12 protein-coding genes and 1 pseudogene are annotated in these 12330 nt (G+C 60.9%); 6 read left to right on the forward strand and 7 right to left on the reverse strand.

Annotated features, from left to right (window positions below; all coding sequences use genetic code 11):
- The 5 genes from FFS13_RS16450 to csiR form a co-directional block, all read right to left on the reverse strand.
- The coding region (locus FFS13_RS16450) for an aminotransferase class III-fold pyridoxal phosphate-dependent enzyme (protein WP_137820148.1) at window positions 1-278 on the reverse strand (278 nt) is incomplete at its 3' end.
- 87 nt (window positions 279-365) lie between these two features.
- Entirely contained in the window at window positions 366-1712 is a 1347-nt protein-coding gene (locus FFS13_RS16455; RefSeq protein WP_137820149.1) for a glutamine synthetase family protein, read from the reverse strand.
- Between the two features lie 32 nt (window positions 1713-1744).
- Window positions 1745-2302, reverse strand: coding sequence for a helix-turn-helix domain-containing protein (locus tag FFS13_RS16460; RefSeq protein WP_137820150.1), 558 nt, complete (start codon window positions 2300-2302; stop codon window positions 1745-1747).
- A gap of 25 nt (window positions 2303-2327) precedes the next feature.
- Complete coding sequence (locus tag FFS13_RS16465; RefSeq protein WP_137820151.1) at window positions 2328-3617, reverse strand: FAD-binding oxidoreductase; 1290 nt, start codon at window positions 3615-3617, stop codon at window positions 2328-2330.
- Between the two features lie 262 nt (window positions 3618-3879).
- On the reverse strand, window positions 3880-4572 hold the full coding sequence (gene csiR, locus FFS13_RS16470) for a DNA-binding transcriptional regulator CsiR (protein WP_137820152.1): 693 nt from the start codon (window positions 4570-4572) through the stop codon (window positions 3880-3882).
- A 192-nt stretch (window positions 4573-4764) separates the two neighbouring features.
- Here csiR and glaH point away from each other — a divergent pair, with 192 nt between their 5' ends.
- The 4 genes from glaH to FFS13_RS16490 all read left to right on the forward strand — a co-directional run bounded on the left by glaH (window position 4765) and on the right by FFS13_RS16490 (window position 9321).
- Window positions 4765-5742 (forward strand): glutarate dioxygenase GlaH, encoded by a 978-nt coding sequence (gene glaH / locus FFS13_RS16475; RefSeq protein WP_137820153.1) that lies wholly within the window; start codon window positions 4765-4767, stop codon window positions 5740-5742.
- A gap of 94 nt (window positions 5743-5836) precedes the next feature.
- Window positions 5837-7066 (forward strand): L-2-hydroxyglutarate oxidase, encoded by a 1230-nt coding sequence (gene lhgO, locus FFS13_RS16480; protein ID WP_137820154.1) that lies wholly within the window; start codon window positions 5837-5839, stop codon window positions 7064-7066.
- Window positions 7067-7109: 43 nt separating this feature from the next.
- On the forward strand, window positions 7110-8477 hold the full coding sequence (locus tag FFS13_RS16485; protein WP_137820155.1) for an aspartate aminotransferase family protein: 1368 nt from the start codon (window positions 7110-7112) through the stop codon (window positions 8475-8477).
- Window positions 8478-8607: 130 nt separating this feature from the next.
- Window positions 8608-9321: a type 1 glutamine amidotransferase gene (locus tag FFS13_RS16490; RefSeq protein ID WP_137820156.1), complete on the forward strand. Its 714-nt coding sequence runs from the start codon at window positions 8608-8610 to the stop codon at window positions 9319-9321.
- Between the two features lie 315 nt (window positions 9322-9636).
- Here the strand turns inward: FFS13_RS16490 and FFS13_RS16495 are convergent, their stop codons facing one another.
- Both FFS13_RS16495 and FFS13_RS16500 read right to left on the reverse strand, forming a co-directional pair.
- A complete protein-coding gene (locus FFS13_RS16495; protein WP_137820157.1) occupies window positions 9637-11043 on the reverse strand; it encodes a heavy metal sensor histidine kinase in 1407 nt (468 codons plus the stop codon).
- Window positions 11040-11723 (reverse strand): heavy metal response regulator transcription factor, encoded by a 684-nt coding sequence (locus FFS13_RS16500; RefSeq protein ID WP_137820158.1) that lies wholly within the window; start codon window positions 11721-11723, stop codon window positions 11040-11042. Before FFS13_RS16500 ends, FFS13_RS16495 begins: the two co-directional genes overlap by 4 nt.
- A 159-nt stretch (window positions 11724-11882) precedes the next feature.
- On the opposite strand from FFS13_RS16500, the pseudogene FFS13_RS20175 reads away from it, so the two are divergent.
- Window positions 11883-11975: pseudogene (locus FFS13_RS20175) on the forward strand (plastocyanin); the annotation flags it as partial.
- Between the two features lie 101 nt (window positions 11976-12076).
- Window positions 12077-12328, forward strand: a complete 252-nt coding sequence (locus tag FFS13_RS16510) for a DUF2933 domain-containing protein (RefSeq protein WP_137820159.1) — start codon at window positions 12077-12079, stop codon at window positions 12326-12328.
- Window positions 12329-12330: the final 2 nt, after the last annotated feature.

The raw sequence follows: 12330 nt of genomic DNA on the forward strand, positions 1-12330 counted from the left end.
ATGAAGAAGGTGTTGTAGAACGGCAGTTCGCGCATCTGCTGGCTGGCGGCCTGCACCAGTTCCTCGCGGCCATAACCCAGCGCCACGCACCAGAGCCCGGCCATGCCGTCGAGAATCTTGTTGCCCTCGCTGTCCCAGATATAGACGCCGTCGGCCTTGGTGATGATCCGCGGGCCCTTCTCCTTCAGCTGTTTGTAGTCGCTGAAGGGCGCCAGGTGGTGATCATTGCTCAGGGTTTGCCACTCGAGCGTCTGCGGGTTAGTCGCTTGCTTGCTCATGCTTGATTCCTACAGTAGTACCTAACAAATCCAGGGAGAGGTCGCGGCTCCCATCCACGCCAACGCGCGGGAACCGCGAACTGCCGTTTACAGATACCAGCGGTATTCGCGCTGATTGATCTCGTTGAGGAAGGCCAGATGGTCCTGGCGTTTGTTCTCGCAATAGACCATGACGAATTCCTCGCCCAGGCCGGTATTGACCGCTTGGCTCTCGCGCATCTGGCGCACGGCTTCGAGCATGTCCTTGGGGAAATCGATGCCGCTGGCGCGGTCGTCATTCAGCGGCGCGATGGGTTCGCGGCGCGCCTCCAGGCCCTGCTCGATACTGACCAAGAGCGCGGCCAGCACCAGATAGGGGTTGGCATCGGCACCCGGCAGGCGGAATTCCAGGCGCAAGTTGCGCTCGTCCGACTCGGGAATGCGCACACAGGCGTCGCGGTCCTCATAACCCCAGCTGGCCTTGCTCGCCGAGTTGACCATGGCACCGAAACGCCGGTAACTGTTGTGATTCGGCGCGTAGATCGGCATCAGTTGCGGCAGCAGCTCCAGGCAGCCGGCCACCGCATGGCGCAGCGGCTGCTGCTCAGCTTGAGCCAGCAGGTTATTGCCGCCCTGGTCGTACAGGCTGACGTGGATATGCATGCCGCTGCCCGGATACTGCAGGTAAGGCTTGGCCATAAAGCTGGCGCGATGGCCATGCTTGAGCGCCACCCCGCGGGTGCTGCGGCAGAACAGCGCCGACCAGTCGGCGGCCTGCAGCGGGTCCTCGCAGTGGGCGAAGTTGATCTCAAACTGCCCCGGTCCCAGCTCCGCGGTAATCACCGTGGTCTCTATGCCCTGCTCGCGGGCAGTCTCGGTCATATCGTCGAGCACCTCGCTGAAACGCGACAGACGCTCGATATGCATATTCGGCTGGTTGTCGGCATCCCCCGAAAGCGCGTCGCGCGGGAACTGCGGCAGGCCATCCTGGAGCGCCTTGTCGAACAGGTAGAACTCCAGTTCGAAAGCCACCACCGGGCGAATGCCCTTGCGCGCCAGACGCTCGACCACCTTGGCCAACACTTCGCGCGGCTCAAACTCGATCGGCTCATGGGTGCCATCGGAGCTGATCAGCATCTGCCCGAGGGGCTGCGTCTCCCAGGTCACCGGCTTCAAGGTGCCGGGAATCAGGCGGCGCGGGGCGTCCGGGTCGCCGTCATGGAAGCAGTACTCGGCGATTTCATAGAGGCCGCCCTGGGCCCCCAGCAGCACGCAGTTCTGCGGCAATTTCAGGGCGCTGCCAGCGGCCACCTTCTCAAGCATCTCCACCGGATAGCGCTTGCCATAGAAATGCCCGGGAATATCCAGGCAAATCAGGTCGACGAAGCGCACCTGGGGGTAGCGCTGGCGAAAAGCACGAACCTCGGCCAGCAGGTCGGAGCAGACGGCATTCATCGTTGTTCTTCCTTCGATCTTTGTAAGTGTCATCAGGTGTAAACCCAGAGAACCCGGGTGGGCTGTTCGGTGAGGTTGCCGTAGCGACAACGGGTGTGGCTGGCCAGTTGAAAACTGTCGCCGGGGTACAGGGTGACCGGCTCCTCGTCATCGCCCAGCCACAGCGTCAACTCGCCCTCCAGGACATAGCCGCCCTGCTCGGAGCTGTCGCTCAGGTGTCGCTCGCCACTGTTGGCGCCGGCCTCCAGTTGGCTTTCGAGCATGGAGAAGGTGGCCGACATCTTCGGCGAGACCAAGATGTCGGTAATCCCGTTGGCGAAATACAGCGTGCGTCGCTCAGCCGGCCGGGTCACCCAAGACAACTCCTTAGGCTTGGGCAAGTTATAGAAATAGGTGGTCGGCACCCCGAGGGTTTCGCTGATCGCCGTCAAATCCGCCACTGTGGGGCGCGATATGCCACGCTCGACTTGCGAGAGAAAACCTACCGAGCGGCCGATCTTGTCGGCCAGTTCCTTCAGGGTGTATTTCTTGTGCTTGCGCAGGTCGTGGATAAGGATCGCCAGAGCGGCGATTTCTTCTTGCTTGTTCATGCCAAGAGCTCCAGAAGATTGCTCATCAAATGCTGTCACGCAGTCGATACCAGGCCTTGCCGACCGCCTCCAATGGGGCTGCCAGGTGTTTGCCGCCGGGGAAGCTGCCGTTGCTCAGCCCTTGGTACAAGGCCAGGTCATCCGCCTGACCGAGAATCGCGGCGGACACCGCGCGGGCGCCAGCCAGGGTCGGTAGCACGCCATGTCCGGAGTAGCCCTGCAGCCAGTAGAGGTCGCCGCGCCGGCCGATGTCCGGGGTGCGCTTGAGGGTAAGGTCGATATGCCCACCCCAGGCAAACTCCAACTCGACGTCCTTGAGCTGCGGGAAGACCCGCTGCAGATAGGGCCGGGTCGCCGCCGCGATGTCCTTCGGCATGCCGCCCAGATAGGTGCAGCCGCCACCGAACAGCAGGCGGTTATCCGGCGTGCGACGGAAGTAATCGAGAACGAACTGGTTATCGGTGACGCAGACATTGCTCGGCAGCAGCGCTGTCGCCTGCTCTGCCGTCAGCGGCGCGGTGGCCACCTGATAGGTGCCAACCGGCAGCACACGACTGGCCAACTGCGGATCGAGCCGATCGATATAGGCATTGCAGGCCAGCACCAGCACATCCGCACGGATGCGCCCGCGCTCGGTGGTCACCAGGTATTGACCGCCTTCTTCGCGATAGCTCAACGCCCTGCTCTGTTCATGGATGCGCCCGCCGGCGCGCTCGATGGCGGCGGCCAGACCGAGCGCCAATTTCAGCGGGTTCAGATGGCCGCCTTCGGGGTCGAACAGGCCCGCCTGATAGCGTTCGCTGGCGACCCACTGCGGCAACTCTGCGCGCGGGATGAAGCGCAGGCCGTCGTGCCCCCACTTGTGGCTGGCCTCGTGCTGCCATTCGGTCAGCAGGCTGACTCGGCGCGGCATCACCGAGGTCCACAGATGGCCGGCGCGGTAATCGCAGTCGAAGCCGTGGCGCGCGGGTAGTTCGCGCAACTCCCGGGCGGCCCAGCGCATGCTGTCCCACAACCGCCGTGCGCGTTCATAGCCGAGCGCGGCCTCCAGCGGCGGCATATCGCAGGACCAACCGAGAATCGCCTGGCCGCCATTGCGCCCCGAGGCCGCCCAGGCGATTCGGCTGGCTTCCAGCAGCGTCACGCGCTTGCCGGCCAGGGCCAGGCGCAAGGCCGTGTGCAGGCCGCTGAAGCCGGCGCCGATGATCAGCACCTCGGTATTTTGTTCGCCGTCCAGAGCCGTTCGAGTCGACAAGCGATCGGCGCAACTCTGGGCGTAATAGCTGGCGACGTGCTGGCTGGATTGCTGAAACATACAGGCCTCGTGAAATTATGTTTTTATAATTTCATGTAAAATTACCCTGTAAATTTCACGAACGCAACGTCTCGGCAAAAAAATCCTTAGCCGAACAGGCGCAACTCACTCCCTGAAGTGGCTGTCGGACCCAACAGAGCACACCGGCAAGCGGCAGCTGCGTGTAGGCCGAGTGGTAGGAAAGATGCTGGCATGTGAGGGCTAGCAGAGGCCGAGGTGACCTGTCGGCAAGGCCACCTCGGAAGTCGGACCGGCCAGCCCGTCAGCCGGCAAGCCCCTGGGCCTTCATCAGCGCGGTGATGATCGGCACCGGGCCGAGCAAATGCTCGCGCATGATGCGGCTGGCGCGCTCGGCATCGCGCGCCAGAATCGCCTCGACCAGCACGGCATGCTCCTGCCGCTTGGCCTGCAGCGCCGCTTCGGAAAACACCGTGTGCTGCAACCAGAGGTGGCGATAGCGCTCGGCCTGATCGAAGAGGGACGCGCGCACCTGGAGCAGATGGGCGGAACCGCAACCGGCGACTATGGCCCCGTGGAAGGCCTTGTGCCGGGTATCCCAGAGGCTGAGCATCTCCTCGGCATTTCTGACTTCCACGACCTTGGTCAAGGTATGCGCCCGCGCCAGGATCTCCGCCTCCCAGGCGTCATCACCGCGCTGAATCGCCAGCGTCAGCAGCATGGCTTCCAGGTTGGCCCGGGCATCGTAGATGTCCGCCAACTCGCTCAGCGACATAGGTGCAACCCGATAACCGCGTTGGCTGATGGCAACCACCAGACGCTCCGCCACCAGCTGTGACAGCGCCTCGCGCAGCGGCCCCACGCCCAGCCCGTAGCGCTCCTTCAGGCCGCTCATCAAGAGCTTTTCACCCGGCTTGAACAGGCCGCGAATGATGTCTCGCTTCAGCACGTCGTAGCCGCGCACAGCAGAATTTTCCCGGGAAATCAGTGCATCCATTTGAGCAAGTCCTTTCACGTAACCCGCCCATCATACCGGATCAAGCGACAAGAGCCGCTAGCATCCAGAGCCCAACATTTTATTGACACACTTTAAAAATGTAGATATTTTTCAACTACGACGACATTAAGTTGATTTATCGCTTCACGTCAGCCCTTGGATTCGCTCACCTCCCTGCCTAGGAGAATCGCCATGACTAGTTACGCTCCCCTCAAAGATCTCGTTGTGCCGCTGCCGGAGGCCTTCAAGGGTTTCACCCTCGCCCCGTCCGAGCACTCGCCCCGTCTGTTGCAACTGACATTCGCCAAAAGCACGGTGGATGCCTTCCTCGCCGCGATGGCCGAGTGGCCAATACAGGCGCTGGAATACAAATCCTTCCTGCGTTTCCGCGCCGCCAAGTTGCTGGATGAGTTGTGCGAAGGCAGCCTGCAGCCGGTGCTGATCAACACCCTGGTCGATCGCGCTACCGGCGGCCTGCTGGTCTCGGCGCAGGGGCTGGACGCCGTCGAGCAGGCGGACGACATGGTGAAACTGGCGACGGCCGTGGCCCACCTGTTTGGCCGCTCCAACTACGATGCGATGAGCGGCCAGTACTACGCGCGCTTTGTGGTGGAGAACGTCGACCGCTCCGACAGCTACCTGCGTCAGCCCCATCGGGTGTTGGAACTGCATACCGATGGCACCTTCGTCGAGCAGGACACCGACTACGTGCTGATGATGAAGATCGACGAGAAGAACATGGAAGGCGGCAACTCCCTGCTCTTGCACCTGGATGACTGGGAGCACCTGCAGAAGTTCAGCAGCCACCCCCTGGCGCGGCGTGAAATGCGCTGGACGGCCCCGCCCAGCAAGAAAGTCGACAAGGACGTGTTTCATGCCGTGTTCGATAATGACAACCAGGGCCGGCCGATCATCAGCTACATCGACCAGTTCGTGCAGCCGAGGAATTTCGAGGAAGGCAACTGGCTGACCGATCTCTGTGAAGCGCTCGAAACCAGCCAACGCAAAGTCTCGGTGCCGGTGCCGGTCGGCAGCTTCGTCTTGATCAACAACCATTTCTGGCTGCACGGACGTGACCGCTTCACCGCGCACCCGGGGCTGCGCCGCGAACTGATGCGCCAGCGTGGTTACTTCACCCACGCCAAGGTGCTGCGCAACCCTCGCCAGTGAGCCGGGCCTGCCCCACTCCACTTCATGCTGAGGGCACGCCAGGCTGCTGCGCCTGCCCTCTTGCACCTTTAATTGTCACAGCGTAGGCAACGGCATGTACGACTTCATCATCATCGGCGGCGGCATCATCGGCATGTCCACGGCCATGCAGCTGATCAAGGCCTATCCCGACAGCAGGATGCTGTTGCTGGAAAAGGAGTCCGGGCCGGCGCAGCATCAAACCGGCCATAACAGCGGCGTGATCCACGCGGGCGTCTATTACACGCCCGGCAGCCTGAAGGCCAAGTTCTGCCTGGAGGGTAATAGGGCCACCAAGGCCTTCTGCGACCAGCACGGCATCCGCTACGACGAGTGCGGCAAGCTGCTGGTGGCGACCAACGAGCTGGAAATGCAGCGGATGAAGGCGCTCTGGGAGCGCACCGCGGCCAATGGCCTGGAGCGGCACTGGCTATCTGCCGGGCAGTTGCGTGAGCGTGAACCGAACATCAGCGGGATAGGCGGTATCTTCGTGCCCTCCAGCGGCATAGTAAATTACGCCGAGGTCACCGCCGCCATGGCCCGCGAATTCCAGAAGTGCGGCGGCGAGATTCGCTACGGTACCGAGGTCAGCGGCCTGGAGGAGCGCCCCACGGAGATGCTGGTGAAAACCCAGGCCGGCGAATTCAGCGGCCGCTTCATGGTCACCTGCTCAGGGCTGATGGCCGACCGCATGGTGCGCATGCTCGGCCTCGACCCGGGTTTCAGCATTTGCCCCTTCCGCGGCGAATACTATCTGCTGCCCGAGCAGCACAACCGCATCGTCAACCACCTGATTTACCCGATCCCGGACCCGTCGATGCCGTTCCTCGGCGTGCACCTGACCCGCATGATCGACGGCAGCGTCACCGTCGGGCCGAATGCGGTACTGGCGCTCAAGCGCGAGGGCTATCGCAAACGCGACATCTCCCTGGCCGACACCTTCGCCATGCTGACCGACCCTGGCATCCTCAAGGTGCTCAAGGACAACCTGCGCCCCGGCCTGATCGAGATGAAGAACTCGCTGTTCAAGCGCGGTTATCTGCAGGAAGTGCGCAAGTATTGCCCCAGCCTCGGGGTGCAAGACCTCAAACCCTACCCGGCCGGGGTCCGTGCCCAGGCGGTGTCCAAGGACGGCAAGCTGATCGAGGACTTCCTGTTCCGTAATACCAAGCGCAGCGTCAATGTCTGCAACGCGCCGTCACCGGCGGCGACCTCCGCACTGCCGATCGGGGCCTACATCATCGAACAGATCGACGCTCAACTGCTGGCCTTGCCGGGTTTCAGCAAAGCCAGGCAATCCGCCTAGCCAACCTAACCCCATGCCTTGTCACTCAACTCGAGAGCGTGCCATGCACCAGCCAGTTTCCTCGCTGCCGGAAAAAGACATCCAGTATCAGCTGCACCCTTACACCAATGCCCGCCTGCACCAGGACGTCGGCCCGCTGATCATCGAGCGTGGCGAAGGCATCTACGTGTATGACGACCAGGGCAAAGCCTATATCGAGGCCATGTCTGGTTTGTGGAGCGCCGCGCTGGGCTTCAGCAATCAACGCCTGATCAAGGCCGCCGAGCAGCAGTTGCATACCCTGCCGTTCTACCACCTGTTCAGCCACAAGTCGCACCGCCCGAGCATCGAGCTGGCCGAGAAGCTGATCGAGATGGCGCCGGTGCCGATGAGCAAGGTGTTCTTCACCAACTCCGGTTCCGAGGCCAACGACACCGTCGTCAAGCTGGTCTGGTACCTGAACAACGCACTGGGTAAACCGGCCAAGAAGAAGTTCATCAGCCGGGTCAACGGCTACCACGGCATCACAGTCGCCAGCGCCAGCCTGACCGGCCTGCCGGGCAACCAGCGCGGTTTCGACCTGCCGCTGCCGGGCTTCCTGCATGTCGGTTGCCCGCACCACTACCGCTTCGCGCTGCCCGGTGAAAGCGAAGAACAGTTCGCCGACCGGCTGGCGGCGGAGCTGGAGCAGAAGATTCTCGCCGAAGGCCCGGAAACCATCGCCGCCTTCATCGGCGAACCGCTGATGGGCGCCGGCGGCGTCATAGTGCCGCCACGCACCTACTGGGAAAAAATCCAACGGGTCTGCCGCCAGCACGACATCCTGGTGATCGCCGACGAAGTCATCTGCGGCTTCGGCAGGACCGGGCAGATGTTCGGCAGCCAGACCTTTGGCATCCAGCCGGACATCATGGTGCTGTCCAAACAGCTGTCCTCTTCCTACCAGCCGATCGCGGCGATTCTGCTCAACGACAGAGTCTTCCAGGGCATCGCCGATCAGAGCCAGGCCCTCGGCACCCTCGGCCATGGTTTCACCGGCAGCGGCCATCCGGTGGCCACCGCCGTGGCCCTGGAAAACCTGAAGATCATCGAAGAGGACAATCTGGTCGAACATGCGGCGCAGATGGGCAAACTGCTGCACGGCGGCCTGCAGGCTTTCGCCGATCACCCCTTGGTTGGCGAGGTCCGCGGTTGCGGCCTGATCGCCGCGGTCGAGCTGGTTGGCGATCGCGCGAGCAAGGCGCCGCACCAGGCACTCGGCACCCTCGGCCGCTACATGGCCGGCAGGGCCCAGGAGCACGGCATGATCACCCGCGCCATGGGCGATGCCGTCGCCTTCTGCCCGCCGCTGATTGTCAGCGAGCAGGAAGTCGGCCTGATCCTGGAACGTTTCGCCAAGGCGCTGGACGACACCAGCCGCTGGGCGCGCTGAGCCGCAGCGCTCGGGCCGTCAGGGTCCGAGCGTGCAAACTTCAGTAGGGCGCAGGCAGTCTAAATACCTCACCGGCTGAAATCAGCCGGTGAGGTGACTATTGAATAGATAAATTGGTCATGGGTGAGAGATGAATAAGAAGCCGCTCAATATAGGTATCCTCGAAAACGGGGTGACCCCCGATGATCTGATCGGAACTTTTGGATCATATCCCGCAATGATCGAGCGCTGGCTTGCCCCTTTTTTGCCAGAGGCACAGTTCACTTATATCTCCCCAGTGAAGGGTGAGCCTCTACCCAGGCCAGAGGAGTTCGACGGCTATATATTGTCCGGCTCTCGGTACAGCGCCTACGAAAAAACTGCCTGGATGCTTAAGCTGAGCGTATTTTTGCAAAACCTGCGGGATATTCGCCGACCCGTCTTTGGCATCTGCTTCGGTCACCAGATCATGGCGGACGCTTATGGCGGACTGACGACCAAAGCGGTCGAAGGCTGGGGTGTAGGTGCGCAACATTATGAGTATGTGGCCGATGCCGTGCCGAAATCAGCCGCATCCTTCATTTTCCATCAGGATCAAGTGACAGAGATGCCGCCTGAGGCCTCACGCATTGGCGGATCGCCCCATTGTCCTAACGGGGTCTTCAGTTACAACTTCCCCGCAATTTCAGTTCAGTACCACCCAGAATTCACCCCAGAATATATCCGGGCGCTGGCCGAAAAATTCAGAGGCACCCTTTTGCCCGAAGAGGTATCGGCCAAGGCCCTTGAAAGCCTTGAAACACTGCGCGTGGATAACAGCCAAATCGCTGCATGGGCGGCCGCATTTTTTCGCGCAAACACCTAAACACGAGCAGCCCCATCTGCCAGCAAAGCATTCCTTGAACTAAAAGCCGCTCCGAGCAGGAAGCCACCTGCTAAGGAGCCCGCCCGCCACTCAAAGAGCTCATCGCCGCACGCGAGACCGGCGTCGGCGTCATCCTGCTGCTGGGGAACAACCAGTGCTAAGCAGAACTTCGCGATTCCATGGCGGCCCGCGAGGTTCCGCCCCTGGGCATGGATATCCTGCCGCCAGACTTCGAGGCCATGGCCGAAACCCAGCGTTTTGACAGCGCTGGGTTTCACTGCGTTCTACCCAGTTACCAGGCTATGCCTACGACTATCAGGCTTTACTCCGGCGGCATCGAATTGAGCTCTCTGGACCGGGAAACTCCAGATGGAAAGCCGTCCGCCCATTGGTGGAGGTACACCAGATCCTGCCTTGGTGTGCTTCAACGATAGAACGGGTGATGGCTAGGCCCAAACCGGCGTTACTGGGGCTGCCTTCGCGTCGAGCCGGGTCAACCCGATAGAACCTGTCGAATAGCCTTTCCAGGTGCTCGGGAGGGATGGTTGCGCCAGGGTTTTCCACGGTCAGCACTGTGCAAAGGTTGTTCTGGCGGATCTGCACGCTGATGGCTTTACCCTGCGGGGTATAGCGCAGTGCATTGGAAAGGAGGTTCGAAATGGCGCGATGCAGCATCAGGACATCGCCTTGAACACTTCCGGAACCAGACAGCTCCAGCTCAATGCCGCGTTCGTCAGCCAGCAGGTAGTAATACTCCAGCAGCTTGTCCACCACCTCCTCGAGGGCAATCCGCTTGCGCTCGGGAATGATCAAGCCGTTGTCCGCCTTGGCCAGGAACAGCATGTCATCGATCATCCGGGACATGCGCTTCAAGTCATCCAGATTCGAGTAGAGATTTTCCTCGTAGTCCTCGATGTTTCTCTTTCTGGAAAGAACTACCTCCGTGTGCGTCATCAGGTTGCTGACCGGCGTACGCAGCTCATGGGCAATGTCGGCGGAAAAGTTGGAGAGCCTTACGAAGGCCTCGTCCAGCCTTGCCAGCATGGCGTTGAATGAGGAAACCAGCTGCTGTAGCTCCAAAGGAATAGGCGCCATTGGGATGCGCTCCTTGAGCGACTTGGCCGACATTGAAGCCGCCAGAGCGGTCACCTGTCGCAATGGGCGCAAGCCACTGCGCGCCACTACCCAGCCCAATCCGGCACTCACCAACGCACTGATTACCAGGCCTATCCAGAACCAACGCTGCAGGGTCACAAAGAAGGACATGTGATGGGTGACATCGAGAACCAGCATCACAGTCAGGGGCTGCTCCTGTCCGGTAACCGCTACCTGCGCGGTCATGCCGCGAAACATGTGCTCTTGGTCCTGCCACTCCCAATCACGTGGGCCTACGGCGGAACGGAACCGCTCGGGAATGTTCACCGGTGCCGGATCGGCAAATAATACCTTGCCGTTGCTGTCCAGAATGATCGCCGTGAGCTCTCGATGCGCCCCAAGCAATGCCTGCAATTGCGGCCTCGCCTCAGCGAAAGCGTCAAGGCTAGGCAGCTCCCCCAAAATACTTTGGCTGGCCTGCAGTTTCTCGACCAGCGTGTGCTGATCGAGTGATTTGAAGTGCAGTTGGCTGAGATGGTTGAAGCTGAGCCCTGCTGCAGTCAGCACCGCAGTGACCGCGAGCATGAACATCAAGCTCAGGCGTGCGGTCAGGGAAAGCCTCTTCATGCCGACTCCGGCGTATCGAGCATGTAGCCCATTCCGCGGACGGTGTGGATCAGTTTGAGTTCGAAAGCGTCATCGATCTTCGCCCTTAGCCGCCTGACGGCCACCTCGATGACGTTGGTGTCGCTGTCGAAATTCATGTCCCAGACTTGCGATGCGATCAGTGACTTCGGCAACACCTCACCCCGCCGCCGAAGGAGCAGCTCAAGCAGGGCGAACTCTTTTGCCGTGAGATCGATGCGCGTGCCTGCGCGAATGGCTCTGCGCTTCATCAGGTCGACCTCAAGGTCAGCGATCTTCATCTGGGTCTGGGACGGGGCACTGCTACCCCGACGCAAGAGGGTCCGAACCCTGGCCAGCAGCTCGGAAAAGGCGAAGGGCTTGATCAGGTAGTCGTCAGCGCCAAGCTCAAGCCCCTTTACCCGGTCTTCCACCCGGTCACGCGCAGTCAGGAAGAGCACCGGGACATCTTTGCCCGCCGCACGAACCCTCCGCAGCACTTCCCAGCCATCCAGGCCAGGCATCATGACGTCCAGGATCAAGAGGTCATAGGCTTCACTCAACGCATGCTGAAGGGCTTCAGTTCCGGTGGTCACCCTATCAACATTGAATCCGGCCTCGCTCAGACCCTGTTGCACATAGGTACCGATTTTCGGCTCGTCTTCAGCTACCAGGAGTTTCATGGGGGTGGTTCTCAAGCGAATGACGACTTGAGTTTGCAGCGAATAGCGCCAACCAACCAGCAACTTACAGAAATGTAATCTTGGCTTCAGCTCTCTGTCAGGAATGACTGTCTAGGGTGCACTCGTGAGCACTGGAAATGCACTCTCCCTGCTCCCCACTGGACATTTACTCAGAGCGCCGGCCTCGAGTTCGCCTGCAACGTTCCTGGCCCTTACCAATCAGGGATGGTCGGCCAGATCACAGGGAAGTAACACCGAGTTGATGTGCATCAAGTCATCACAATGGGCGTTGTCTACTCTCAGTCGCTAAGACCAGCGCAACGCCTGCTGTTACAGCCGATGGGTACTGAATCATGACGAATCCGCATCACTCGGTTAACACCTCCCCACCCTTGTGGAAGAGCAAGGCAGGAATCGCGCTGATCATGCTGGTGGTCATCGGCGTGTTCTACATCGCTCGAGAGCACTACGGCCACATCTCGCAGATTCTGCCCTACCTGATTCTGCTGCTATGCCCCCTGATGCATTTGTTCGGACACAACCATGGGGCTCATGCACATCACGGAGTTGCAGCAGAAACTTCCAAGGATGAGAAAAGGCATTAGCC

Source organism: Pseudomonas sp. 2FG, from assembly GCF_005502935.1.
Lineage (GTDB): Bacteria > Pseudomonadota > Gammaproteobacteria > Pseudomonadales > Pseudomonadaceae > Aquipseudomonas.